This window comes from Micromonospora sp. CPCC 205546, assembly GCF_036902715.1.
Lineage (GTDB): Bacteria > Actinomycetota > Actinomycetes > Mycobacteriales > Micromonosporaceae > Micromonospora.
Genome location: NZ_JBAKHL010000075.1, coordinates 1 through 24,611, shown reverse-complemented (window position 1 = coordinate 24,611; position 24,611 = coordinate 1). Strand labels below are relative to the sequence as shown.

The window sequence follows — 24,611 nt, the reverse complement described above, 5'->3', positions numbered from 1 at the left end:
GAAGGAGTCTTTGAAGATGCCGGTATCGGTCACCATGCCCCGGCTCGGTGAGAGCGTCACCGAGGGCACCGTCACGCGCTGGCTCAAGCAGGAGGGCGACACCGTCGAGGTCGACGAGCCCCTGCTCGAGGTGTCGACCGACAAGGTCGACACCGAGATCCCGTCCCCGGCGGCGGGCGTGCTGAGCCGGATCGTGGTCGGCGAGGACGAGACCGCCGAGGTCGGCAGCGAGCTGGCCGTGATCGCGGGCGAGGGCGAGTCCGCCGGCGGCGACGAGGCCGCCGGGCAGCAGGAGGAGCCGGCCGAGCAGGCCGAGGAGGCAGCCGAGGAGCCGCAGGCCGAGGCGGAGCAGCCGGCCGTCGAGGAGCCGCAGGCGGAGCAGGCGCAGGCGGCCCCGGCGTCGTCGGGCGAGGGCACCCCGGTCAAGATGCCGGCCCTGGGCGAGAGCGTCACCGAGGGTACGGTCACCCGCTGGCTCAAGCAGGTCGGCGACACCGTCGAGGTGGACGAGCCGCTGCTGGAGGTCTCGACCGACAAGGTCGACACCGAGATTCCGTCGCCGGTGGCCGGCACGGTCCTGGAGATCAAGGTCCCCGAGGACGAGACCGCCGCGGTCGGCGCCGACCTGGCCGTGATCGGTGCCGCCGGCGGTGCCGCGACCGAGGCGAAGCCGGAGCCCGAGCCGAAGGCCGAGCCCAAGGCGGAGCCGAAGGCCGAGGCCAAGCCCGAGCCGAAGGCCGAGCCCAAGCCGGAGCCCAAGGTCGAGGAGCCGACCCCGGGCATGTCGTACAACGAGCCGTCGGCGGAGGCCGAGACCTCGGCGCAGCCCGCGCAGGCCGAGCGGAAGGCCATGCCGTCGGCCCCCGCCACGCAGCGCCCGTCGGCGCCCGCCCCCCAGGGTGGCGGCGAGGAGACCGCCGGCTACGTGACCCCGCTGGTGCGCAAGCTCGCCGGCGAGCACGGCGTGGACCTCTCCTCGGTCAACGGCACCGGCGTCGGTGGCCGGATCCGCAAGCAGGACGTGCTGGAGGCGGCGGAGAAGGCGAAGGCCGCCAAGGCCGCGCCGGCCCCGGCGCAGCAGCCCGCCGCGGCGGCGGCCCCGGCCAAGCCGGCCGCCAAGCCGCAGCCGAGCGCCAAGCGCGGCACGACCGAGAAGCTCCCCCGGATCCGGGCGACGATCGCCAAGCGGATGCAGCAGTCGCTGCACGAGATGGCGCAGCTGACCACGGTGGTCGAGGTGGACGTCACCAGGGTCGCCAAGCTGCGGGCGCAGGCCAAGGAGTCGTTCCAGCAGCGGCACGGCGTGAAGCTGTCGTTCCTGCCGTTCTTCGCCCTCGCGGCGGTCGAGGCACTGCAGACCTACCCGATCGTCAACGCCAGCATGGACCTCGACGCCGGCACGATCACCTACCCGGACTCGGAGAACCTCGGCATCGCCGTGGACACCGAGCGGGGTCTCATGGTGCCGGTGATCCACGGTGCCGGTGACTTGAACCTGGGCGGCATCGCCAAGCGGATCGCCGACCTGGCCGAGCGGACCCGGACCAACAAGATCAGCCCGGACGAGATCGCCGGGGCGACCTTCACGCTGACCAACACCGGCAGCCGGGGCGCCCTCTTCGACACCCCGATCGTGCCGTCGCCGCAGTCGGCGATGCTCGGCACGGGTGCCGTGGTGAAGCGTCCGGTCGTGGTCAACGACCCGGAGCTGGGCGAGGTCGTCGCCGTCCGGTCGATGGTCTACCTGGCCCTGTCGTACGACCACCGGCTGATCGACGGCGCGGACGCCGCCCGTTTCCTGGTCGCGGTCAAGGAGCGGCTGGAGGCCGGCAACTTCGAGGCCGAGCTCGGCCTGTAGTTCCCGCCTGACGGCACGAGGGGCGCCCCGGTCACCGACCGGGGCGCCCCTCGCCGTCCGCCCGCCCGACCGGGGCGTCCGTCCGACCCCGGCGTTCGACCCGCCCGCCGCCTGGTCCACCGGCCGCAGGCCGGTCCGCCGCCGGGGGTGACCTGATTCCGGCCCGGTGGCGACAGGGCACTGCCAGAGTGGATGGGGTGGGTGGCATCCGGTGGCGCGAGCGGCTGGGACCGGCCGTCTCGATCGCCCCCGGCGCCCGGGTCGACCGGTTCGAGGTCTTCTTCGACCTGGTCTTCGTCTTCTCGTTCTTCATCATCACCCGGGCCACCGCCGCCCACATCTCCGGCTGGCAGCTCGCACACGCCATGCTCGTGCTCGCCGTGCTCTGGTGGTGCTGGGTCGTCCACTGCGTGGTCGCCACCCGCGTACGGCTCGGCGAGGGCTTCGTTCCGGTGCTCATGGTCGTCGGCATGGCCGCGCTGTTCTGCTTCGCGCTGTCGCTCCCCCAGGCCTTCAGCGACGCCACCGACGTGGCCGCCGGCCCGATGGTGGTCGCGCTGAGCTACGTGGTGATCCGTGGCGTGCACCTGTCGCTGTACTGGCACGTGGCGCGGGAGAAGCCCGGGGAGCGCCGGCTGCTGCTGAAGTACTCCCCGGAGATGGCGGTCAGCACCCTGCTGCTCATGGCCGCCGCGCTGATCCCGCCGCAGATCGAGGACCCCGACCGGGCGGCGCTGCTGCGCGACGGGCTCTGGGTCAGTGTCGTGCTGCTCCAGTACGGCATGGGCCTGGTCGCGGGGGCCTGGGGCTGGACGGTGACCTCCGCCGAGCACTGGACCGAGCGGTACGACCTCATCCTGATCATCGCCCTGGGCGAGTCCGTCATCTCCGTCGGCGTCGGCAGCAACCTGCTCGGCCAGCCTCCGACGTGGCCGTCGGTCGCCGCGGCGGTGCTCGGCATCTTCTTCACGGCCGCGCTGTGGTGGGCGCACTACGACGTGATCGCCCCGGCCGCGCGGATCGCCCTGCACGCGTCCGAGGGCCGACCCAGGGTCTCGATGGCCCGCGACGCGTACGCCTACATCCACCTGCCGATGATCGCCGGCATCATCCTGTTCGCCCTCGGTGCCGAGGAGATCGTGCACCAGGTCGCCGACCCCGAGGTGCCGGTGGCGGATCCCACGCACGGCCCCGGCGTCCTGCTGCTGTTCGGCGGAGTCGCCTGCTATCTGAGCGCGAACATGCTGTTCCAGTGGCGCACCCTGCGCACCGTCTCGTGGACCAGGGTCGGCGCCGTGCTCCTGTTGGCCGCCACCGTGCCGGTCGGCCAACGACTGCCCGGGCTGGCGGCCCTCGCCCTGCTCACCGCGATCTGCGTCGGGCTGGTGGCCGTCGAGGCGGTGGTCATGGCGGACTCCCGGCGTGCCCTGCGCGAGATGGTCTTCGAGGAGAAGAGCACCCACGAGGCGCACGAGGCCGCCTGGCGCGCCCGCTGGCGCGAGCCCACCCCGGACGAGCCGTCGACCTGACAGGTGACACCGGAGCACACCCCTCGTCAGGTGCGTAGCACTTCGTAGCACCCTGAACTAGGATCGTGTCGTGGCAGAGCACGCTCACCGGGAGATAACGCAGCGGGAGTTGCGCAACGACTCGGGCGCGATCATGCGACACGTCGAGTCCGGCGAGTCCTTCGTCATCACGCGCAACGGCACCCCCGTCGGAAAACTCATCCCGCTCCGCCGGCGCACGTTCGTCCCCCGGGCGGAGGTGCTCGCCACCTTCGCGACGGCCCCCGCACTCGACGGCGAGAGGTTCCGCGCGGACATCGATTCGTCGGTCGAGCAGGACCCTTTCAGCCGTGAGTGGTGACGCGCCGGTCCGTGGCCTGATCGACACGAACGTCGTGATCCATCTCGGCGCCCTCGGCCCGGAGGACCTGCCCGAGCAGATGGTGATCAGCGCCGTGACGCTCGCGGAGCTCTCCGCCGGCCCACACCACACCGACGACCGCGCCGAGCGGGCCCGGCGGACCAGCGTCCTCCAGCATGCCGAGGCCGTGTTCGAGCCGCTGCCCTTCGACGCCGAGGCAGCGCGGGCCTTCGGCCTGGTCACCAGTGCGGTCCTGGCCACGGGACGCACCACCCGCCGTCGGCTGGCGGATCTGATGATCGCCTCCATCGCGTACGCGAACGGACTGTCGCTCTACACCACCAACCCGACCGACTTCGTCGGGCTGGAGGAGTTGGTCTCCGTCCGGCCGGTCCGACGGCCCTGACCGGGCACGTGTCGCCGCGCCCGCTGTCGTAGGCTGGCCGCAGCGTCGCGGTGCACCCGGCAAGCAGACCGCCGAGGGCATGGAGGCGCGGGACAGCATGGGACGCACATGCCCCCCGTCACGCCGCACGAGCGCCTGCGGGCCTTCGGCAACCAACTGGTCGAGATCCACCTCTGGCTCCGCGAGGAGCTGGCCCGCCTGCGCGAGGGGGTGGGTGACCCCGGCGTACGGCCGAGGGACCTGCGGGCCCACTGCCTGGCGTTCTGCGCGGCGCTGACCCGGCACCACACCGGCGAGGACGCCGGGGCGTTCCGGGTGCTGGCCGAGCGGGCGCCCGAGCTGGCCCCGGTGCTGCGCGAGCTGGAGGCCGACCACGACATCGTGGCCGAGGCCCTGCGCCGGGTCGAGGAACTGCTCGGTGGGGCCGCGCCGCCCGACGAGGTGCGGGCCGAGCTGGACACTCTCGCCGCGCTGCTCGAGACGCACTTCCTCTACGAGGAGAAGAAGCTCGTGCGCGCGCTCAACGGGCTGACCGAGGGCAGCACCGAGGGGCTCCTCGGGGTGCCCCTCCCGCCAGCGCAGGACGGGTAGGTCTGCCGGTAGCAGAATCGCCCCCGTCGGGCTTGGCGGGTCGGTCCGGGCCCGGCAGGGTGAGCCCATGGCGACCTTCACCCTCCAGGCGACCCCGTCCGACGGCCCGAGCTGGCTGGAGCTGGCCCGGCGGGTCGAGGCGGCCGGCTTCGACGCCCTGTCCACCGCCGACCACCCCGGGTCGGCCGCGTCACCGTTCGTCGCCCTGGCCGCCGCCGCGGCGGTGACCGAGCGGATCGGCCTCGGCTCGTACGTCTCGAATGCAGGCGTTCGCGAGCCGATGCTGCTCGCCTCCGACGTGGCCTCCCTCGACCTGCTCTCCGGCGGGCGGGCCCGCTTCGGCCTCGGCGCCGGGCACACCCCGGCCGAGTGGCGCGCGATCGGGCGGGAGCGCCCCGACGTCGCCGGTCGGGTACGCCGCTGCCTGGCCGTCGCCCAGGCCGCCCGCGCCCTGCTCGACGGCGAGGAGGTCACTGTCGACTCCCCCGACCTGGTCGTGCGGGGGGCACGGCTGGAGACCCCGCGCCCGGTGCAGCGGCGGATCCCGTTCACCCTCGGCACGGCGAACTCCGCGATGCTGCGCTGGGCCGGCGCGCACGCCGACGTGGTCGGGCTGTCCGGGCTCGGCCGCACCCTTCCCGACGGCCACGCGCACAAGGTGCGTTGGCGCGAGGCCGACATCGAGAAGCAGCTGGACTGCGTCGCGGCCGGGGCGGAAGGGCGGGCCGAGCCGCCGGTGCTGGAGGCGCTCGTGCAGCACGTCGTCGTCACCGACGACGCCGAGGCTGCCGCCGCGCCGACCGCCGAGCGGATCGGCCTGAGCGTCGCCGAGCTGCTCGCGACGCCGTTCGTGCTGATCGGCACCGAGGACGAGATCGTCGCGGCGGTCGCCGCGCACCGGCGCCGCTGGGGCGTCACCCGCTTCGTCGTACGCGAGGACGCGCTCGACCCCCTCACGCCGGTGCTGGCCCGCCTAGCCACAACGTGACACAGCCAGCATTGACGCGCAGATCCGATGATTAGAGTGCCATCGAGCTGGCTGCGTCGGACCTCGATGACCGGCGGTGTTTCTGATTCGTCTCGATACCATGCAGGTATCTTTATGTCACACAGGTATCAGCCCTTGCGGCCGCAGTGGTTCATCAGCTGCACGCCTTCCACCTCTTCCGTCGTCCAGACGCGGCCAGGGACTGCGACCAGCCCCGCCACTTCTGAAACACGCCGCAGCGCGCTACTAGCGCTCGTGCCGACCCCTGGGCATTGAGCGTCACCAGACCCGGCTGTGCTGTCCCATGCCTAAGCTGCTGCTCGGAGTTTCAGGAGGTGGAATGAATGTGCCTAGGGTCGGTCAGCTGTGCTCGGAGACCCGAGCGACGAACGTCCGCCAGGCAGCCGGCGTGAAGACCTACGCCGGACCGGCATGGTCCTTGAGTCCCGTACGCCGACAACGCCAGGGAGGTTATCGGCGACCTCGACGCAGTCGCCCTGATTGTTGCCGCTCTTCGTGCTCTTGCGCCATCGCGCGCCAGTCAGGTCCATGATGCTGCCGCTTCCCTGGCAGGTCCAGGGAACCTCCACGGGCAAGAGCCTCGCCCCGGATGCGTCTCCACCGTGATGTCTGCCCCTGTCAGTCGTGCCGGATGATCTGTTGGAACGTACCGTCGGGTCTCACCACGACCAGCTCCTTCAGCCCGCCGATGGGCCAGTCGTCGAACTGGCGCCGCAGAGCCGTCAGGTCACCCAACGGTTCCGGCCCCCGCAGACCTGGCGGAGCTGAAACGGATGCTGACCGAGAGGGGCGCCGGTGCCGCCGTGGATTCGCTCGACGAGTTCCTCGTCGGGCGGAGTCCCACGAAGAACCAGCCGCACCTCATCCACACGGTGGTCGGTCCGTACGCGCCACCGCCGCGCCGGCCCATGAGGTCGTGTAGCCGCCCAGGTGCTGGCGCATCGACAACATTCGAGCCTTCCGATCGTCGGAACTTTCTGACATCATCCGGCGAATAGATCGAAGGTTATGACCGTGGAGGTTCGGATGCGTACCCGTCTGACGAGTGTTCTCAGCGTCGCCCTGCTGGCCACCGCCGCGTTCCTGGCGCCGGCGTCGCCCGCCGCCGCCGCGCCGTCGTTCCGCACGCCGTTCCCGTGCAACCAGACCTGGTCCGGCGAGACCCGCACCGGCCACAGCCCGCAGTACGCGATCGACTTCAACCGGGCCAACGACCACGGCGATCCGGTCAAGGCCAGCGCCCCGGGCACGGTGGACGTGGTCGCCAACCTCGGTGACACCAGCTACGGCCGGTACGTGCGGATCAACCACGGCAACGGGTACACCACCTACTACGCCCACCTCAGCGGGTTCAACGTCTCGGTCGGCCAGTCCGTCGGCTACAGCACCACCATCGGGTACGTGGGCACCAGCGGCGGCTCCTCCGGCTCGCACCTGCACTACGAGCAGCGCCTCAACGGCAGCGACATCAAGGTGCGCTTCAGCGGCAACCTGGCTCTCTACTTCGGGACGCGCAACTACACGCGTACCGCCGGCTGCTGATCCACCCGGACGCGGCGCGCCGCCGGCCGTCCGGTCGGCGGTCGCGCCCGGTGGAGTGGGCGACCGCCTCAGCGCATCCGATCGGCCGTCCGTGTCCGAAGATGGGAGCATGCGGATCCTCATGGCCGGCGCGTCCGGCTTCCTCGGCACCCGGCTGGTCGACCGGCTCACGACGGACGGGCACCAGGTCACCCGGCTGGTCCGCCGGCCGCCACGCACCCCGGACGAGCGGCGGTGGAACCCGTCCGCCGCGCAGCTCGACCCTGCGGTCGTGGCGGAGGCCGACGCGGTGGTCAACCTGGCCGGCGCGGGCGTGGGCGACAAGCGCTGGAACGACGAGTACCGGCAGCTGATCCGCTCCAGCCGGGTCGACACCACCAGCACGCTGGCGATCACCATCGCCGGCCTGCCGGAGGCCGACCGGCCCCGGGCGCTGTTGAACTCCTCGGCGGTCGGCTGGTACGGCAACACCGGCGACCGGACGGTCGAGGAGGACGCCCCGGCGGGCGAGGGCTTCCTGGCCGACGTCTGCCGGGTCTGGGAGGCCGCGACCCGGCCGGCCGAGGACGCGGGCGTACGCGTCGTGCGGCTGCGCATCGGGCTGCCGCTGCACCGCGACGGCGGGCTGCTCAAGCCGCAGCTGCTGCCGTTCCGGCTGGGCATCGCCGGGCGGCTCGGCAGCGGCCGGCAGTGGCTGCCGTGGATCTCCATGGCGGACTGGCTGGACGCCACACGGTTCCTGCTGGACCGCGACGACCTGGTGGGGCCGGTCAACCTGGTCGGGCCGGCCCCGGTGACCAACGCCGAGTTCACCCGGGAACTGGCCCGGCAACTGCGCCGCCCGGCCATCGTCCCGATCCCGGCGCTGGCGTTGAAGGTGGTGCTCGGCGGCTTCGCGCACGAGGCGCTGACCAGCACCCGCGTCCTTCCGGGCGTGCTCACCGGGGCCAGCTTCACCTACCGCCACCCCGACCTGGCCGCCGCCCTGCGCGCCGCCCTCACCGAGTGACGGCCCGGGTCGCGCGTGGCCGGACGCCCGACGGGACGTCCGGCCACGGCGGGGCAGGGCGGGGCAGGGCGGGATCAGCAGCCGATCACCCAGTGGTTGGGGCCGGTCTGCTTGAGGGTGCTGGTGTAGAAGGTGTTGTAGAGGCCCATCCGCTGGTTCGAGCCGTTGGCGTAGGCGTACCCGCCGGACTGGTAGGCACGGCCGGCGGCGACGTGCGCGTAGTTGGTGGCCGTCACGCAGGTCGGCGCCGTGGTCGGGCTCGCGGTCGGGGAGGCGGTGGGGCTCGCCGTCGGGGTGGGGCTGGGGCCCGTTCCACCGTTCAGGCCGAAGAAGACCGCGTCGTGGTACGCCGAGCAGATGGTGTCCAGCAGGTACGCCCCGGCGGTGCCGCACTGGTCGGCTGCCGGGCCCGGGTCGACCGGGGTGCCGTGGCCCATGCCGGAGACCCGGTAGAGGCGGACGTCGTTGCTGCCGTACACCTCCAGGCTGGTGTTGGCGGGCAGCGACGCGGTGCTGGTGGGGGTCTGCGAGACGCCCCGGACGTTGGTCCACTGGTCGCGCAGCTCGACGGCGTTGGCCGGTACGACGGTGGGGTCCGAGGTGCCGTGCCAGATGGCGACGCGGGGGCGCGGGCCGGTGTACCCGGGGTACGCGGCCCGGACCAGGTTCCCCCACTCCTGCGGGGTCTTGTCCACCCCGCTGTACTGGCAGGTGCTGGTGGAGGCGGGCGGCGAGCAGCGGTACGGCAGGCCGGCGACGACCGAGCCGGCGGCGAAGACGTCCGGATAGGTGGCCAGCATGACCGCGCTCATCCCCCCGCCGGCGGAGAGCCCGCTGACGAACACCCGGCGGGCGTCGGTGCCGTAGTTGTTCCTGGCGTGCTCGACCATCTGCCTGATCGACAGCGCCTCGCCGGAGCCCCGGGCGATGTCCTGCTCGACGAACCAGTTGAAGCAGCTCAGCGGCTGGTTGGCGCTGGACTGCTGCGGCACGATGAGGGCGAACTTCCACTGGTCGGCGAACTTCCACCAGCCCGAGTTGGCGAAGTAGCCGGCGGCGTTCTGGGTGCAGCCGTGCAGCAGCACGACGGCCGGGGCCCCCGCCGGCAGGTTGTCCGGCCGGTACGCGTACATGGCGAGGTTGCCGGGGTTGGAGCCGAAGTTGGTGACCTGGGTCAGGGTGGCGGCCTGGGCGGGGGCGGCGACGGTCGTCACCGCGGCGGCGGCGAGGACCATCCCGGCGACCACGCCGGTCAGCCGGGCGAGCAGGGACGGGGAGCGGCGCACGGGGGCCTCCTCGGGACGGGGTGTGAACTGGGTCACCCGCGAATTGCCGCGACGTTACGTCGATATGTCGAAGGTGTGACATGGGGCACGGTCACACATTCCGCGTCCGGAGGATGTGCGTCCTGACCGGCGTGCCCCGGTGCGGTTGGTAACGTCCGCTGCGTGCCGACCTCCCCGTCCCTGGCGCCTTCGCCGGCCTCGTCGCCCCGCGTCGTCCGCCACCGGCAGGCCGACCTGATCGTGACGCTGGTCGCGCTGGCGCTGGCCGTGTGGGTGACCAGCGGGCTGTGGCGGGACCCGAACGCCCGCGCCATCACGGTCAACTCCAGCGACCAGGCGCTCTTCGAATGGCTGCTGGCCTTCGGCGGCCACGCCGTGACCCATGGCGACAACCCGCTCTTCACCTATCTGGTCAACGTCCCCGACGGGGTGAACCTCGCGGTCAACACCTCGATCACCGTGTACGCGGTGGTCTTCGCGCCGCTGACGTACCTGATCGGGCCGCCCGCCACGTTCCTGGTGATCCTCACCCTCAACCTGGCCGCCACGGCGCTCGCCTGGTACTGGCTGCTCTCCCGGCACCTGGTCCGCAGCCCGCTCGCCGCCGCCGTCGGCGGGCTGTTCGTCGGCTTCTCCCCCGGCATGGTCTCGCACGCCAACGCCCACCTGAACTGGACGGCCGGTTGGCTGGTGCCGCTGCTGGTCTGGCGGACCTTCGCGCTGCGCCGCTCCCGGCACCCGCTGCGCGACGGCGCGATCCTCGGCCTGCTGGTGGCCGTCGCCTTCTCCATCGCCGCCGAGGGGCTCTTCTTCACCGCGCTGGCGCTCGGGGGGTTCGTCGCCGTGTGGGCGCTGCACCCGGCCCACCGCGCCGAGGCACGCGCGGTGCTGCCGACCTTCCTGCGCGGCCTCGGGGTGACCGCCGTCGTCGCGGGGGTGCTGCTGGCGTACCCGCTGTGGCTGCACTTCGCCGGGCCGCAGCGCTTCCACGGCACCGGCTTCGACGCGGTCATCCACTCCGAGGACGTGGCCGCGTACGCGGCGTACCCGCGCCGCTCGATCGCCGGGGAGGCGGGGCTGGGCACCCGGCTGGCGCCCAACCCGACCGAGGAGAACTCGTTCTTCGGCATCCCGCTGCTGCTGCTCGCCGTCGCCTGCTTCGTGGCGCTGTGGCGGCGGGCCGACGCCGGGCGACGGGCGACGCTCTGGGCGCTGGGCGTGACCGCCGTGGTGTTCACCGTGCTGTCGTTCGGGCCGGTGGCGAAGGTCGACGGGCGTCGTACGGACCTGCCGATGCCGTTCGACCTGCTCGGGCACCTGCCCGTGGTGAACGCCGCCCTGCCCGCCCGGCTGGCGCTGGTCGTGGCGCCGGTGATCGGGGTGCTGCTCGCGTACGCCGTCGACCAGTTCCGGGCCGACCCGCCCCGGCACCGCCGGACGCGGCTGGCCTGGCGGGCGGGGTTCGCGCTGGCGCTGCTGCCGCTGGTGCCGACCCCGCTGCTGACCATCGAACGCGAGCCGATCCCGCGCTTCATCACCGCCGGGACGTGGCGGGAGCACGTCTCCCCCGGCGGCGTGCTGACCCCGGTGCCGCTGACCCTCGACGTCTATCCCGACGGCCAGCGCTGGCAGGCGTACGCGCTGGCGCACCGGCAGGGCGAGTTCGCCATCCCCTCCGGCTTCTTCCTCGGCCCCGGCGGCCCGGACGGCCGCGGGCGCATCGGCCCGCCGCCGCGCCCGTTCGGCGCGCTGGTGGACCAGGCCGGCCGGACCGGGCTGGTGCCGATCATCACCGAGGGCAGCATCGAGGAGGTCCGCGCCGACCTGCGGCACTGGCGGATCGAGACGATCGTGCTGGCCGACGAGGTGCACGGGGCGAAGTGGCCGGTCGACGAGGAGGCGATCCGGCGTACCGTCACCGCGCTGCTCGGCCCGCCCGAGCGGGTGGACGACGTGTGGCTGTGGCGGGTCCCGCAGGGCTGAGCAGGGCCGCCCGGGCGCCCCGCCGCCGGGTCCTCCCGTGAGCCGCGTCACCGATGGTGACCGGCCGGTACGGGTCTAGGCTTGGCGGCGTGACCACGACGACCCCCGGCCTCACGGCCGTCCGCGCCGGTGTCCTCGACTACCAGGCCGCCTGGGACGAGCAGCGCCGGCTGCACGAGTCGGTGGTGGCCGGCGAGCGCGGCGACACCGTGCTGCTGCTGGAGCACCCGAGCGTCTACACCGCCGGCAAGCGCACGGAGCCCTGGGACCGTCCGATGGACGGCACGCCGGTCGTCGACGTGGACCGGGGCGGCAAGATCACCTGGCACGGGCCGGGGCAGTTGGTCGGCTATCCCATCGTGCGGCTGCCCGACCCGGTCGACGTGGTCGCCTACGTCCGCCGCACCGAGCAGTTGCTCATCGACGTCTGCGCCGAGTTCGGGCTGACCGCCGGCCGGGTCGAGGGGCGCAGCGGGGTCTGGGTGCCCGAGGACGACCGGGGCCCGGCCCGCAAGGTGGCGGCCATCGGCATCCGGGTCGCCCGCGGGGTGACCCTGCATGGCTTCTCGATCAACTGCGACTGCGACCTGGGGCACTTCGACCGGATCGTGCCCTGCGGCATCCGCGACGCCGGGGTCACCTCGCTCACCGCCGAACTGGGCCGCCCGGTCACCGTCGCCGACGTCCTACCGGTCGTCGAGCGCCACCTGCCCACCCTCGTCACGACCTGACCGGTGCGGATCGACCTGGTCACCGTCGTCGTGGCCGAGTACGACCCGGCCATCGCCTTCTTCACCGGGGTGCTCGGTTTCGACCTGGTCGAGGACTCCCCGTCGCTGACCAACGACGGCCGGCCGAAGCGCTGGGTCGTCGTCCGCCCGCCCGGCGCGCAGACCGGGCTGCTGCTGGCCCGCGCCGACGGCGACCGGCAGGCTCGATCGGTCGGCGACCAGGTCGCCGGACGGGTCGGTTTCTTCCTCCAGGTCGACGACTTCGACGCCACCCACCGGCGGATGGTCGAGGCGGGCGTCGAGTTCGTGAAGCCGCCGCGCACCGAGCCGTACGGCCGGGTCGCCGTCTTCCGCGACATCGCCGGCAACCTCTGGGACCTCCTCGGCCCACCCTGACCCCCGCCCCACCCTTCACCCCCCACCCCGCCCGCCCCCGGCGGCTCCCGCTGTCGATCATGAGGTTGACGGCGAAGTCGATCTCCGTAAGCGCCGCCAACCTCATGATCGCCGCCTGAGCCCCCGGCGTCAGGGGGTCAGGCGGTGGAGGTCGCGGGGGAAGGCCGTCACCTCCCGGACGTTGGTCGCGCCGGTGAGCCGGGCCACGAAGCGTTCCAGGCCGATGGCGAAGCCGCCGTGCGGCGGCATCCCGTGCCGGAACGCGTCGACGTAGCCGGCGTACGGCTCGACCGGTTCGCCCCGGGCGGCGAGCGCCGCCAGGTAGTCGGCGTGCCGGTGCAGCCGCTGCCCGCCCGTCACCAGCTCCAGTCCCCGGAAGAGCAGGTCGAACCCGTTGGAGTACGCGGGCCGCGCCGGGTCCGGATGGGTGTAGAAGGGGCGCTTCGCCATCGGGTAGCCGGTGACGAAGAGGAACTCCGAGCCGTGCTCCCGCCGCGCCCACTCGCCCAGCGCCCGCTCGTGCGCCGGGGCGAGGTCCGGCTCGTCGGCGGGCGCCCCGGCGATCCGCAACGCCTCGGTGAAGTGCACGGCGGGGATCTCGGCCGGCACGTCCGGGGCCTCGACGCCGAGCGTGGCGAGCGCGCCGCCGGACCGCCCGCGTACCGCGTCGAGCATGCCGGCCACGGTGTGCCGCAGGACGGTCATCACGTCCCGGTGGTCGGCGACGAAGCCCAGCTCGGCGTCGAGCGAGGTGTACTGCGCCAGGTGCCGTACGGTGTCGTGCGGCTCGGCCCGGAACACCGGCCCCACCTCGTAGACGCGCTCGAAGACACCGACCATGAGCTGCTTGTAGAACTGCGGCGACTGCGCCAGGTACGCGGGCCGGCCGAACCAGTCCAGCGCGAAGACGTTCGCCCCGCTCTCGGTGGAGGAGCCGACCACCTTCGGCGTGTGGATCTCCACGAAGTCGCGGGCGTCGAGCGTGGCCCGGAACCCGGCCACCGCCGCCGCCGAGACGCGCAGCGCCGCCGCGCGGGTCGGGTGGCGCAGCGCGACGGGCGCGTGGTCGAGCTGGGTGGGCAGGCTCGCGGTGAGCGCCGGCCGGTACAGGTCGAACGGCGGCGGCACGGCGGGCGGGCCGAGCGGTCGTACCGTCGGCGCGGTCAGCTCGACCCCGGCGGGCGCGGTCGGGTTCGCGACCACCGTGCCGGTGACCTCGACGACCGTCTCCTCGGTGAGTGCCTCCACCTCGGCGCGGACGGCCTCGTCGGTGACCACCACCTGGGCGAGGCCGGCGGCGTCCCGGACGATCAGGAAGGCCACCGACTTGAGCAGCCGGCGGCGGTGCACCCAGCCGGCGATCCGGACGGGCACGCCGACATGGGCGGAGAGCTGGGTGGAAAGGATGCGTTGCACGGCGGGCTGCTCCTCGATCGATCGCAACGCCTGCGCCGCCGCGGGGCGGCGAAGCATCGCCTCAGCCCCGTCAGGTGTGGGCGAGCGGGAAACCTCGCGGTGCCACCACACCTTCGCCCCCGCTGACGGGGGCCTCGTTTCGTCGCCTTTTCACCGGGGCCAGCCGGGCGGGCTCTACTGGGCCGTGCCGGGAAGGGACCTTCCGCCACATGCCGTTCTTCCCGCAGCTCGGGAGGGTCTTCGCGCGCCGGGGCCAGACCGCCTCGCAGCAACCGGCGGCTCTCTTCAACTGGCGGCCCGGGGCGCTACTCGGCTCCGTCACAGCTCTGCCGGGCACGCTAGCAGCCCACCGAGGCTCCTGTGACGGGTTTTTCCTGGCCCCGGTGTCCGGCGTCACAGGACTGGCGGGGTGACGCCGGTCGCCCGAGCTACATCGACGGCGGCCGTCGGGCGTAGGCTCGGTTTTGTGACGATCGAGCACTCCGCGCCGACGACCGGCCAGGCAGCGCGCACGACGACGCCCGCCCCCGAGGGGCGGCGCCTCCTGCGGATCGAGGCGCGCAACGCCGAGACGCCGATCGAGCGCAAACCGCCGTGGATCAAGGTCAAGGCCAAGATGGGGCCGGAGTACACCCAGCTGCGCGGGCTCGTCTCGCGCGAGGGGCTGCACACCGTCTGCCAGGAGGCCGGCTGCCCCAACATCTACGAGTGCTGGGAGGACCGGGAGGCCACCTTCCTCATCGGCGGCGACCAGTGCACCCGGCGCTGCGACTTCTGCCAGATCGACACCGGCAAGCCGGCCGAGTTCGACGCCGACGAGCCGCGCCGCGTCGCCGAGTCGGTGGTCTCGATGGGCCTGCGCTACGCGACCATCACCGGCGTGGCCCGCGACGACCTGCCCGACGGCGGCGCCTGGCTCTACGCCGAGACCGTCCGGCAGATCCACGCGCTGCAGCCCGGCTGCGGCGTCGAGCTGCTGATCCCCGACTTCAACGCGGTCCCCGAGCAGCTCGCCGAGGTCTTCGGCGCCCGGCCGGAGGTGCTCGCGCACAACGTGGAGACCGTGCCGCGGATCTTCAAGCGGATCCGGCCGGCCTTCCGCTACGAGCGGTCGCTGGACGTGATCCGGCAGGCCCGCGCCGACGGGCTGGTCACCAAGTCCAACCTGATCCTGGGCATGGGCGAGGAGCGCGCCGAGGTCTCCCAGGCGCTGCGCGACCTGCACGACGCCGGGTGCGAGCTGATCACCATCACGCAGTACCTGCGCCCCACCCCCCGGCACCACCCGGTCACCCGCTGGGTCAAGCCGGAGGAGTTCGTCGAGCTGCGCGAGGAGGCCGAGGAGATCGGCTTCGCCGGCGTGATGAGCGGGCCGCTGGTGCGCTCGTCGTACCGGGCCGGGCGGCTCTACCGGCAGGCGCTCGAGGCCCGCGAGGGCGCCCCGGTCACCGCCGGCTGATTCACCGGGGCGACGCGCCAGCGCGCCGCTCGACCGCGGGCCGGCGGCCAGGTGTCATGATCGACTCATGACGGCCGGGGTACGCCAGCGGTGGCGCGACGCGCGTCCCGCGCTCCCGCCGGCCCGGTGGCCCGTGCTGCCGACGGTCCTGACCGTGCTCGCCGTCGTGGCCGGGACCGGCTACCGCCTCGGCCTGCTGCTGCACGACGCGCCCCCGACCAACAGCGACGAGGCCACGATGGGGCTGGCCGCGCTGCACATCTCCCGCGGCCAGGAGTCCCCCGTCTGGTTCTACGGCCAGACGTACATGGGGGCGCTGGAGGCGTACCTGGCCGCGCCGGTGTTCGCGCTGGCCGGCCCGTCGACGCTCGCGCTGCGCCTGCCCACCCTCGCCCTGTACGCGGTCTTCGTCGTGCTCGCCTGGCGGCTGACGCTGCGGTTGACCGGGGACCGCTGGTTCGCCCTGCTCGTCGTGGCACTGCTGGCGCTGGGCTCCGACCGGGTGGTGAAGAACCAGCTCATCGCCGGGGGCGGGTACCCGGAGATGAACGCGGCCGGGGTGGCGCTCGCCGTGCTGTCGTACGACCTGGCGGTCGGCCGGCCTCGACGCCGGCTGCCACGCTGGGCGGCCTGGGGCTTCCTGGCCGGGCTGATGGCCTGGGTGGACCCGCTGGTGCTGCCGTACGTGGCGGCGACCGGCGCGGTGCTGCTCGCGTACGGCTGGCGGGAGCTGCGCGGCCGGGCCGGGGCGCTGCTCGGCGCCGCCGCGCTCCTCGGGGCCGGGCCGCTGCTGGCGCACAGCCTGGCGGCGGGGCGCAACCCGATCGCGGCGGTGCTCGCCGCCGGCGGTGCCGGGCAAACCGCCGGCTGGGCGGACCGGCTGCACGGGGGGCTGGTGCTCGGTCCCTCGCTGGGGATGGGGTTCTGCTCCCCCGGCCACTGCTCCCCCGCCCAGCTCTGGTGGTCGATCGCCCTGCCCCTGCTGCTGGCGGCGGCCGCCCTCTCGGCCTGGCGCGCGCTGCGCCCACCCGTCGGAGATCTTGGACAGTTGCCGTTCAGAGCCGACGGCAACTGTCCAGGATCCATCGTGACGACGGCGCCGGTGGGCGGGGCGGTCCGGCTCGCGCTCGTGGCGGGCGCCGTCGCGACGCTCGCCCTCTACGCGGCCAGCAGCGCCGCGGGGCGTACGCCGGTGGAGAGCTCCCGGTACCTGTCCTGCCTGCTCGTCTCCGTTCCGGCCCTGCTCTGGCCGCTCTGGTCGGCCGCCCGCCGCACGGCCGCTACGGGGACGGGCGCTACGGGCGCGGGGACGGACACGGGCGCGGCGGGCGCGGGGACGGGCGCGGCGGGCGTCGCACGGACGCTCGGTGGCGCCGGGGCGGGTGTCCGGTGGCGGGGCCCGACGCGGGTCGCGGCGGCCGTGGTGCTCGCCGCGACGCTGGGCACCGCCGCCGTGGCCACCGCCGGTGCGCTCGACGCCGCTTCGGCCGCCCGCGCCGAGGAGGCCCGGCACGCCGAACTGGTCGCCGCGCTGCGCCAGCGGGGCGTCCGGCACGTGTACGGCGGCTACTGGACCTGCAACCGGCTCACCTTCGCCACCCGCGAGGACGTGCGCTGCGCGGTCGTCGACGACGAACTGCGCCCGGGGCACGACCGGTACCTGCCGTACCGCCGGGCGGTGCGGGACTCGCGGGCGCCGGCCTGGGTCGCGCCGGCCGACTCGCCGCTGGCCGCCCGCCTGGACGAGCGCCGGCGCGCCGATCCGGCCGCGCTCGACCTGGTCACCGTCCCCGGCTGGCGGGTCTACCTGCCCCGCCACTGACCGGCGCGGCGGCCCCGGGGCGCCCCACCCGGCCGCGGACATCGCGACGTGCGGCGACCACTAGACTCTGCGGTATGGCAAAGCCCCAGGAGAAGGTCTCGTTCGGCCAGCGGCTGAAGCAGATCGGGATGGTGTTCAAGTTCACCGCCAAGCAGGACCGGTGGTTCGCGCCGTTGGCCGCCGGCGCGGTGCTGATCCCGCTCGCGCTCACCGTGGTCGCGGTCCTGCTCTGGGGCTGGCTGTGGCTGCCGCTGGGCATCCTGTTCGCCCTGCTCTGCCTGCTGATCGTGCTCAACCTGCGGTCCAACCGGGCGATGATGAACGCCGCCGAGGGGCAGCCCGGCGCGGCGGCCCAGATCATGGAGAGCATGCGCGGCGACTGGCGGGTCACCCCGGCGGTCAGCTCCACCACGCAGATGGACATGGTCCACCTGGTCATCGGCCGGCCGGGGGTGATCCTGCTGGCGGAGGGCAACCCGCAGCGGGTGCGCGGCCTGCTCGGCCAGGAGAAGCGGCGGCTGGCGAAGGTGATCGGCTCCGCCCCGCTCTTCGACTACGTGATCGGCCAGGAGGAGGGCGAGCTGCCGATCCGCAAGCTGCGGATGACGCTGATGCGGCTGCCGCGCAACCTCAGCGGCAAGGACGTCAACTCGCTGGACAAGCGGCTCAAGGCGCTCACGGCCCGCCCGCAGATGCCCAAGGGCGCGATCCCGAAGAACATGCGACCCGCGCGCGGCGCGTTCCGCCAGACGCGCGGTCGCTGACCCGCGACGCGTACGCCAGGAGCCGGGCCCGCACGAAGGGCCCGGCTCCTGGCGCGTCTCAGGGTCGGGGGGCGTCGGTGACGACGGAGCCCGCGAGGCGGTCGTGCAGTCCGCGGCGGTGGTTGTCCATCAGCAGGGCCGGCACGACCAGGGCGAGCAGCAGACCGCGCAGCAGGGCCCGCAGCACCCCGATGCGGCCGCCGTCGGCCCAGGAGACGCAGCGGAGCTTCGTGATGAACATGCCGGGCGTCTGCGCGAAGAACCCGAGGAAGAAGCCGTACTCGACGATCAGCACCAGCACGGGCGCCCACCCGTCGCGGACCGGGTCGGCGAAGCCCCGGGCGGCCAGGAGGCAAAGCACCCAGTCGATCACCAGTGCGCCGAACCGGCGGCCCAGGCTGGGCGGCGTGAAGGCGGGATCCGACGCGGGCGGTACGGGGCGATCATGCGGGTTGGTCACAACGGTCAAGGGTATCCAGGTGCGATGGACGGATCGGGGACGGTCGTCCGCACGGAACGCCGAAAAAGGGCGAAAGCGAGCAAGTATCAATAGAATGGCACAGCCGATGGCGTCCCGCCGCGCGGTCCGGCCCGCCCGAGCGGCGCGGATGACGCTCCGCGAGGGACGTAACACGGCAGAAACACTCAAGACATGGCCGGGCAACCGCGCGGCCATAGCGTCGCCAGGAGCCTAGCCACCCGTGGACGTGCCAGGAGGACGTGTGTTCGCCAATCCCGAGGAACTCCTGCGATACCTCAAGAACGAGGACGTGCGGTTCGTCGACGTACGTTTCTGTGACCTGCCCGGCGTGATGCAGCACTTCAACCTGCCGGTCGAGTCGGTCGACGACGCCTTCTTCACCGAGGGCCTGGCCTTCGACGGTTCGTCGATCCGCGGTTTCCAGGCGATCCACGAGTCGGACATGCTCCTGCTCCCGGACGTCGCCACCGCCTTCATCGACCCCTTCCGGGCGCAGAAGACCCTCGCGCTCAACTTCTTCATCCACGACCCGTTCACCCGCGAGGCCTACAGCCGCGACCCGCGCAACGTGGCGAAGAAGGCCGAGGCATACCTGGCCGCCAGCGGCATCGCCGACACCGCGTACTTCGGCGCGGAGGCGGAGTTCTACATCTTCGACTCCATCCGCCACGAGACCTCGGCGCACCAGTCGTTCTACTACATCGACTCGATCGAGGGCGCCTGGAACACCGGCCGCGAGGAGCCGGGCGGCAACCGCGGCTACAAGACCGCGTACAAGGGTGGCTACTTCCCGGTGCCGCCGGTCGACCACCTCGCCGACCTGCGTGACAGCATCGTGCGCCGGCTCGTCGACAGCGGCTTCACCGTGGAGCGCTCGCACCACGAGGTCGGCACCGCCGGCCAGTCCGAGATCAACTACCGGTTCTCGACGCTGCTGCACGCCGCGGACCAGCTCCAGCTCTTCAAGTACATCGTGAAGAACGAGACCTGGGCCAACGGCAAGACCGCGACGTTCATGCCGAAGCCGCTCTTCGGCGACAACGGCTCCGGCATGCACACGCACCAGAGCCTGTGGCTGAACGGCGAGCCGCTGTTCTACGACGAGACCGGCTACGCCGGCCTGTCCGACATGGCCCGCTGGTACATCGGCGGCCTGCTGCACCACGCCCCGTCGCTGCTGGCCTTCACCAACCCGACGGTCAACTCGTACCGTCGCCTGGTGCCGGGCTTCGAGGCGCCGGTCAACCTGGTCTACTCGCAGCGCAACCGCTCCGCCTGCACCCGCATCCCGGTCACCGGCAACAACCCGAAGGCCAAGCGGGTCGAGTTCCGCGTGCCGGACCCGTCGGCCAACGTCTACCTGGCCTTCTCGGCGATGATGATGGCCGGCCTCGACGGCATCAAGAGCAAGATCGAGCCGCCGGCGCCGATCGACAAGGACCTCTACGACCTGCCGCCGGAGGAGTGGGGCGACGTCAAGCAGGTGCCGGGCTCGCTGTCGGCCGTGCTCGACAGCCTGGAGGCCGACCACGACTACCTGCTCGACGGCGGCGTCTTCACGCCCGACCTGATCTCCACCTGGATCGAGTGGAAGCGCACCAACGAGGTCGACCCGGTGCGCCTGCGCCCGACTCCGCACGAGTTCGCCATGTACTTCGACTGCTGACGCACGCCCCACCAGCACCGGTCGGGCCGGCTCCGCGACTCGCGGGGCCGGCCCGACCGCGTAACGGCCACCGGCATACCTTCGCGTCCGTTATATTGCGTGCGTGGACACTCCGCTGCGCGAACCCACCTTCCTGATCCTCACCGCGCTGGCCGGCCAGCCGATGCACGGCTACGGCCTCATCCGCGAGGTCACCGCCCTCTCCGACGGGCGCGTGTCGCTGCGGCCGGGCACCCTCTACGGCGCGCTCGACCGGCTGGTCGACGCCGACCTGGTGGAGGTCGACCGCGAGGAGGTGGTGGACGGCCGGCTGCGTCGCTACTACCGCCTCTCCCCCGTCGGCGACGCCACGCTGACCGCCGAGACCGAGCGCATGCGCCGCAACGTCGAGGCGGCCACCGCCCGGCTGCGCGCCCGCGCGACCCGGCCGCTCGCGCCGCGTACCGCCGGGGGGTTGGCGTGAACGAGCTGGAGCGGCGCTACCACCGCCTGCTGCGCGCGTACCCGGCCGAGTACCGCCGGGCGCGCGGCGCGGAGATCGTCGGCACGTACCTCGACCTCGCCGGCCCGGGGCGGCGCTGGCCCTCGCCCGCGGACGCCGCGGACCTGCTGCGCGGCGGCCTGCGCCAGCGGCTGCGGGCCGCCGGGGCCGCCGACCTGATCCCGGGCGTACGCCTCGCCGCCGTCCTCGCCTTCCTCACCGCGACCGCGCTGGCGGGGGCCTGGTCGGGGCTGGAACTGCACCCACCGATGGCGCAATGGGGCGTGCCGCACGCCGGACCGTTCGTCTCGCTCGGGATCGGCGTGTGGGCCGCCTGGCTGCTCGCCGCGGCGGTGCACGCGGCGGCACCGGGCCGGTGGACCCGCCGCGCCGTGGCCCTCGCCCTGCTGCTCACGCTGGCGGTCGTGCCGGTCGCCGCCCTCGCCGACCTGCCCCGCCCGCCCCTGTTCGTGCTGCTGCCGCAGATCGGGCTGGGGTTGGTCGCACTCGGCCTCCCGGAGCGGCCACCCACGCCGGTCCGGGCGGCGCCCCTGCTCGCGGTCGCCGCCGCCGGCCTCACGAGTGTCAACCTGCTGCCCCGCTACGACTCCTACGTCAGCTACCACGGGTGGACGGCGAGCGGGATCCTGCCCGGCGCCGCCGTGACGCTGCTCGTGGTGGTGCTGCTGCTCGGCACGGGGCTCGCCCTGCGAGCCGACCACCGGGGCGGTTGGGCGCTGCTGGTCCTGCTGACCCCGCTCGGGCTGCTCTTCCTTCAGCCGCTGGCCGGCGCGCTCGACGGCAACATGCGCGGCGCGCCCAACGCGGGATGGGACGCGCTCGCCGCGACGGCCGTCGCGGTCGGCCTGGCCGGCCCCGCACTGCTGCCGCTGACGATCGCCCTGCGAAAGCGCCTGCGCGGCCCCGACCCGGTCCGATCCGGCGACCGCTGCCCGACCTGCGGACGCACCGCCGAGCGGGTCCCGTAGACCGCGGCGGCGGTACCCGCCCGGTCGGTGGAACGCCATGGGTGTCACCAGCGGGTTTTGACACCCATGGCGTTCCACCCGCCCCGGCCGATCGCGACGGCGCACGGCGGGCACCGGAACACGACGGGGCACCGGTGCGTGGCGGAGCCGCGACGGTGGGTGGTGGCGCGGCGGTGGGTGGTGGCGCGGCGGTGGGTGGTGGCGCGGACCGGCGCTCGCCGCGAGGGCCGCTCGCGCGGCGGCGGGGCGGTCAGCGCAGGGCGGCCTCCCATGCGTCGACGTGGGCGTCGAGATGCTCGGCGGTGCCCAGCCAGTACGGGCCGTCCTCGGTCCAGATCCGGGCCCACGGCTCGCGCCCCTGCTCCGCGCCCTCGCGCAGCAGGTCGTACATGGCCCGGGCGCGGCGACCCAGCAGAGCGGCCAGGGCCGGGCGGGACGCCTCGTCGAGGCGGTAGCCGTCGGCGAAGGCGCGCAGCCGGGTCGCCGACTCGGCCACCGGCCGGTCCGGGCGCAGGCCCGCCATGCTCTGCGCGGCGTACGCGACATCCCAGAGCCGGGAGCCCGGCGCGGCGCCGTCCCAGTCGATCAGCACCCAGCCCCGGTCCGCCCTGATCAGGTTCCAGGGGGCCACGTCGTTGTGGCAGACGAGTTCCTCGCGGTCCGGCGGGATGAGCCGCTGCCACGCCGCCCCGACCGGCGGGACGAACCCGGCCAGCGCCTCGTGCAGCTCCGCCAGCATCCGGCCGATCGCGAACAGGTCCTCCACCGGGTACGTGCCCGCCACCGCGCCGACCTCGCCGGGGACGTACTCCAGCACCTGCCGGCCCCGCGCGTCCCGGCCCAGCGGTCGGGGAGCCCCGGAGAATCCCACCGCGTGCAGGTGTGCCAGCAGGGCGTCCACCGCGTCGGTCCAGGGGCCGACCGGGCGGCGCACGGTGTCGCCGACGCGCACCACGCCGACGGTGGCGTTGCCCGGCAGCGGTTCCTCGGCTGCGCTCACCCCACGATCATGGACCCACCGGCCGAGGCACGCGGCACGACCCCATCGGCCGAAGCACGCGGCTCGGCCCCACCAGCCGAAGCGCGCGGCTCAGCCCCACCAGCCGAAGCGCGCGGCTCGGCCCCACCGGCCGAGGCACGCCGCACGGCCCCACCGGCCGGAACGCGCGCACGGACCCGCCCGGCAGGGGCGGGGCCGCACGGCCCCGCCACCGCCTGCTCCGGCCCCGCAGGCCGGAGCGGGCTCCTCAGCCCGGACGCGCGGCACCGGTGCGGCGCAGCCGGAGCAGTCCCCACGCCGCCAGCCCGACCGCCAGCGCGGTCATCGCCAGCGCGCCCGGGGCCTTGGTGAGCCGGGCCAGGTTGGTGCCGTCGGGCAGGGTGAGGAAGGCCGCCGCCGCGCAGGGCGCCACGAACCAGGTGGTCCGTCTCGCGGCGACGGCGAGCAGCGCCAGCGGCCAGGTGGCGTACCAGGGATGGAACACCGGAGCCAGCACGACCGTGGCGGCCAGCGCCAGCCCCGCCCCGAGCAGCGCGACCCGGGGTCGGGCGGCGTCCGTGCGGGCCGCCCTCTGCCGGACGCCATCCAGGGGACGGCCAGGACCGGGGCGGCGTTGGTGAGGTCGGCGCAGCCCCGACCAGGCCCGCCACCACAGCGTCACCACCGCCACGGCGAGCAGCAGCACGCCCGCCGCGCGGGTGGCCGGCACGGCACCCGGCTCCCGGCCGAGGAGCCCGCCCGCGTAGTCGACGACGAAGCCGACCGCCGTGGGCGGGGAGGTCCACTGCTCGGAGTCGCCGCTGCGGGTCAGCCCGCCCACCCAGCCGAGGCCGAGGCCGGACAGCAGCGAGCTGACCGCCACCGCGCCGAGCGCCCCGCCGGCCAGCCAGCCGCCGTCGCGCAACAGCGCCCGGACGGTGTGGCGGCCGGGCACCGCCGCCAGCGCCGCGAACGGGAGCACCACCACGGCGGTCGCCTTCACGGTCACCGCCAGCCCGAGCAGCGCCCCGGCCAGCAGCAGCGACCCCGCCCTGCCGGGCCGGCGGACCACCACGAGCAGACCCGACAGGAGCAGGCCGAGCATCACCGCGTCGTTGTGCGCGCCGGCCACCAGGTGCACCCCGAGCAGCGGGCAGGCCAGCGCCAGCCACACCGCCCGGCGGGTGGGCACGCCGGCGGCCCGGGCCAGCCCCGGCAGACATCCGGCCGCCAGCAGCACCCCGGCGACCGCGAGCAACCGGAACGCCACGATCGCGCCCACAAGACCACCGCCGAGGGTCACGGCGAACGCGGCGAGCAGCACGAAGACCGGCCCGTACGGCGCCGGCGTGTCCCGCCAGATCGGCGCGACCGACTCCACCCAGGGGCAGCCGGCCCCGGCCACCCCCGTGGCGTACGGGTCGGCGCCGTGCGCGTACGTCCAGCCCTGACAGGCGTACGAGTAGACGTCCCGGCTGCCCAGCGGCGGCGCGGCCAGCAGCGGCAGCGCCCACAGCCCGGCCGTCCGGTACGCCCACCGCGTCGACGGCGCACCGCCGCGCAGCGCCCACCAGGCGCCGACCATCAGCCCGGCGCCGCCCAGCCACAGCGCGACGGTCCACGGCCCGCCGCCGGGGTCCGGCACGGCGGTGGTCCGGGGCAGCGCGCCGCCGAGCCAGCCGGCGACGGTCAGCAGCACCGCCCCGGCCAGCCCGGCCCAGCGGGCGGACCGGGCGGCGCCGGATGACGGCGACCGCACCCCAGGCGGCGGCGGAGGCCCCGGCAGCGACTGAGGCCCCGGCGGCGGGCGGCGGGGCGGGGGGCGGCGGGGCGGCGGGGTGCCGGGCGGGAGCGGCGGGGGGCCGGGAGCCGTG

General features: G+C 73.9%; 22 protein-coding genes and 1 pseudogene. 17 read left to right on the top strand and 6 right to left on the bottom strand.

The features are described from left to right. The first annotated feature begins 16 nt into the window (after window positions 1-16). The 6 genes from sucB (at window position 17) to V6U77_RS25375 (ending at window position 5,712) form a co-directional block, all read left to right on the top strand. Window positions 17-1,858 carry a 2-oxoglutarate dehydrogenase, E2 component, dihydrolipoamide succinyltransferase gene (sucB, locus tag V6U77_RS25400; protein WP_334609211.1) on the top strand — a complete coding sequence of 614 codons (1,842 nt, stop codon included), beginning with the start codon at window positions 17-19 and terminating at the stop codon, window positions 1,856-1,858. Window positions 1,859-2,055: 197 nt separating this feature from the next. After that, window positions 2,056-3,387, top strand: coding sequence for a low temperature requirement protein A (locus V6U77_RS25395; RefSeq protein WP_334609210.1), 1,332 nt, complete (start codon window positions 2,056-2,058; stop codon window positions 3,385-3,387). Between the two features lie 70 nt (window positions 3,388-3,457). Beyond that, window positions 3,458-3,727 (top strand): type II toxin-antitoxin system Phd/YefM family antitoxin, encoded by a 270-nt coding sequence (locus tag V6U77_RS25390; protein WP_334609208.1) that lies wholly within the window; start codon window positions 3,458-3,460, stop codon window positions 3,725-3,727. After that, window positions 3,717-4,133, top strand: a complete 417-nt coding sequence (locus tag V6U77_RS25385; RefSeq protein WP_334609207.1) for a type II toxin-antitoxin system VapC family toxin — start codon at window positions 3,717-3,719, stop codon at window positions 4,131-4,133. Before V6U77_RS25390 ends, V6U77_RS25385 begins: the two co-directional genes overlap by 11 nt. A gap of 108 nt (window positions 4,134-4,241) precedes the next feature. Beyond that, on the top strand, window positions 4,242-4,724 hold the full coding sequence (locus V6U77_RS25380) for a hemerythrin domain-containing protein (protein ID WP_334609206.1): 483 nt from the start codon (window positions 4,242-4,244) through the stop codon (window positions 4,722-4,724). A gap of 67 nt (window positions 4,725-4,791) precedes the next feature. Continuing rightward, window positions 4,792-5,712: an LLM class flavin-dependent oxidoreductase gene (locus tag V6U77_RS25375; RefSeq protein ID WP_334609205.1), complete on the top strand. Its 921-nt coding sequence runs from the start codon at window positions 4,792-4,794 to the stop codon at window positions 5,710-5,712. Window positions 5,713-6,132: 420 nt separating this feature from the next. On the opposite strand, the pseudogene V6U77_RS25370 reads toward V6U77_RS25375, so the two are convergent. Then, a pseudogene (locus V6U77_RS25370) lies at window positions 6,133-6,263 on the bottom strand (DUF397 domain-containing protein); the annotation flags it as partial. A gap of 496 nt (window positions 6,264-6,759) precedes the next feature. Here V6U77_RS25370 and V6U77_RS25365 point away from each other — a divergent pair. Next, the gene (locus V6U77_RS25365; protein WP_334609203.1) at window positions 6,760-7,275 is read left to right on the top strand and encodes a M23 family metallopeptidase; all 516 of its coding nucleotides are present in this window, start codon (window positions 6,760-6,762) and stop codon (window positions 7,273-7,275) included. Between the two features lie 109 nt (window positions 7,276-7,384). After that, entirely contained in the window at window positions 7,385-8,284 is a 900-nt protein-coding gene (locus tag V6U77_RS25360; RefSeq protein ID WP_334609202.1) for a TIGR01777 family oxidoreductase, read from the top strand. Window positions 8,285-8,358: 74 nt separating this feature from the next. On the opposite strand, the gene V6U77_RS25355 is transcribed toward V6U77_RS25360, so the two are convergent. Continuing rightward, window positions 8,359-9,570, bottom strand: coding sequence for an extracellular catalytic domain type 1 short-chain-length polyhydroxyalkanoate depolymerase (locus V6U77_RS25355; RefSeq protein WP_334609201.1), 1,212 nt, complete (start codon window positions 9,568-9,570; stop codon window positions 8,359-8,361). A 162-nt stretch (window positions 9,571-9,732) separates the two neighbouring features. Between V6U77_RS25355 and V6U77_RS25350 the strand changes: the two genes are divergently transcribed. From V6U77_RS25350 to V6U77_RS25340, 3 genes are all read left to right on the top strand, one after another. Next, window positions 9,733-11,553: a DUF2079 domain-containing protein gene (locus tag V6U77_RS25350; RefSeq protein ID WP_334609200.1), complete on the top strand. Its 1,821-nt coding sequence runs from the start codon at window positions 9,733-9,735 to the stop codon at window positions 11,551-11,553. An 89-nt stretch (window positions 11,554-11,642) separates the two neighbouring features. Then, window positions 11,643-12,284: a lipoyl(octanoyl) transferase LipB gene (lipB, locus tag V6U77_RS25345; RefSeq protein ID WP_334609199.1), complete on the top strand. Its 642-nt coding sequence runs from the start codon at window positions 11,643-11,645 to the stop codon at window positions 12,282-12,284. Between the two features lie 3 nt (window positions 12,285-12,287). Beyond that, window positions 12,288-12,680: a VOC family protein gene (locus V6U77_RS25340; RefSeq protein WP_334609198.1), complete on the top strand. Its 393-nt coding sequence runs from the start codon at window positions 12,288-12,290 to the stop codon at window positions 12,678-12,680. A gap of 129 nt (window positions 12,681-12,809) precedes the next feature. Here the strand turns inward: V6U77_RS25340 and aspS are convergent, their stop codons facing one another. Beyond that, entirely contained in the window at window positions 12,810-14,096 is a 1,287-nt protein-coding gene (aspS, locus tag V6U77_RS25335; protein ID WP_334609220.1) for an aspartate--tRNA(Asn) ligase, read from the bottom strand. A 409-nt stretch (window positions 14,097-14,505) separates the two neighbouring features. Here aspS and lipA point away from each other — a divergent pair, with 409 nt between their 5' ends. From lipA to V6U77_RS25320, 3 genes are all read left to right on the top strand, one after another. Continuing rightward, window positions 14,506-15,555: a lipoyl synthase gene (lipA, locus tag V6U77_RS25330; RefSeq protein WP_334609197.1), complete on the top strand. Its 1,050-nt coding sequence runs from the start codon at window positions 14,506-14,508 to the stop codon at window positions 15,553-15,555. Window positions 15,556-15,622: 67 nt separating this feature from the next. Beyond that, on the top strand, window positions 15,623-17,377 hold the full coding sequence (locus V6U77_RS25325; RefSeq protein ID WP_334609196.1) for a hypothetical protein: 1,755 nt from the start codon (window positions 15,623-15,625) through the stop codon (window positions 17,375-17,377). Window positions 17,378-17,451: 74 nt separating this feature from the next. Continuing rightward, the gene (locus V6U77_RS25320) at window positions 17,452-18,141 is read left to right on the top strand and encodes a DUF4191 domain-containing protein (RefSeq protein ID WP_334609195.1); all 690 of its coding nucleotides are present in this window, start codon (window positions 17,452-17,454) and stop codon (window positions 18,139-18,141) included. A gap of 58 nt (window positions 18,142-18,199) precedes the next feature. On the opposite strand, the gene V6U77_RS25315 is transcribed toward V6U77_RS25320, so the two are convergent. Further along, window positions 18,200-18,601: an RDD family protein gene (locus V6U77_RS25315; protein WP_442934507.1), complete on the bottom strand. Its 402-nt coding sequence runs from the start codon at window positions 18,599-18,601 to the stop codon at window positions 18,200-18,202. A gap of 262 nt (window positions 18,602-18,863) precedes the next feature. On the opposite strand from V6U77_RS25315, the gene glnA reads away from it, so the two are divergent. The 3 genes from glnA to V6U77_RS25300 all read left to right on the top strand — a co-directional run bounded on the left by glnA (window position 18,864) and on the right by V6U77_RS25300 (window position 21,758). Continuing rightward, window positions 18,864-20,288 (top strand): type I glutamate--ammonia ligase, encoded by a 1,425-nt coding sequence (gene glnA, locus V6U77_RS25310; RefSeq protein ID WP_334609194.1) that lies wholly within the window; start codon window positions 18,864-18,866, stop codon window positions 20,286-20,288. 103 nt (window positions 20,289-20,391) lie between these two features. Continuing rightward, window positions 20,392-20,751: a PadR family transcriptional regulator gene (locus tag V6U77_RS25305; protein WP_334609193.1), complete on the top strand. Its 360-nt coding sequence runs from the start codon at window positions 20,392-20,394 to the stop codon at window positions 20,749-20,751. Then, window positions 20,748-21,758, top strand: a complete 1,011-nt coding sequence (locus tag V6U77_RS25300) for a hypothetical protein (RefSeq protein WP_334609192.1) — start codon at window positions 20,748-20,750, stop codon at window positions 21,756-21,758. The genes V6U77_RS25305 and V6U77_RS25300 overlap by 4 nt, the downstream gene beginning before the upstream one ends. A gap of 250 nt (window positions 21,759-22,008) precedes the next feature. Here V6U77_RS25300 and V6U77_RS25295 read toward each other — a convergent pair whose 3' ends face one another. Both V6U77_RS25295 and mptB read right to left on the bottom strand, forming a co-directional pair. Beyond that, window positions 22,009-22,758 (bottom strand): phosphotransferase, encoded by a 750-nt coding sequence (locus tag V6U77_RS25295; protein WP_334609191.1) that lies wholly within the window; start codon window positions 22,756-22,758, stop codon window positions 22,009-22,011. 247 nt (window positions 22,759-23,005) lie between these two features. After that, complete coding sequence (mptB, locus tag V6U77_RS25290) at window positions 23,006-24,523, bottom strand: polyprenol phosphomannose-dependent alpha 1,6 mannosyltransferase MptB (protein WP_442934508.1); 1,518 nt, start codon at window positions 24,521-24,523, stop codon at window positions 23,006-23,008. Window positions 24,524-24,611 lie beyond the last annotated feature (88 nt).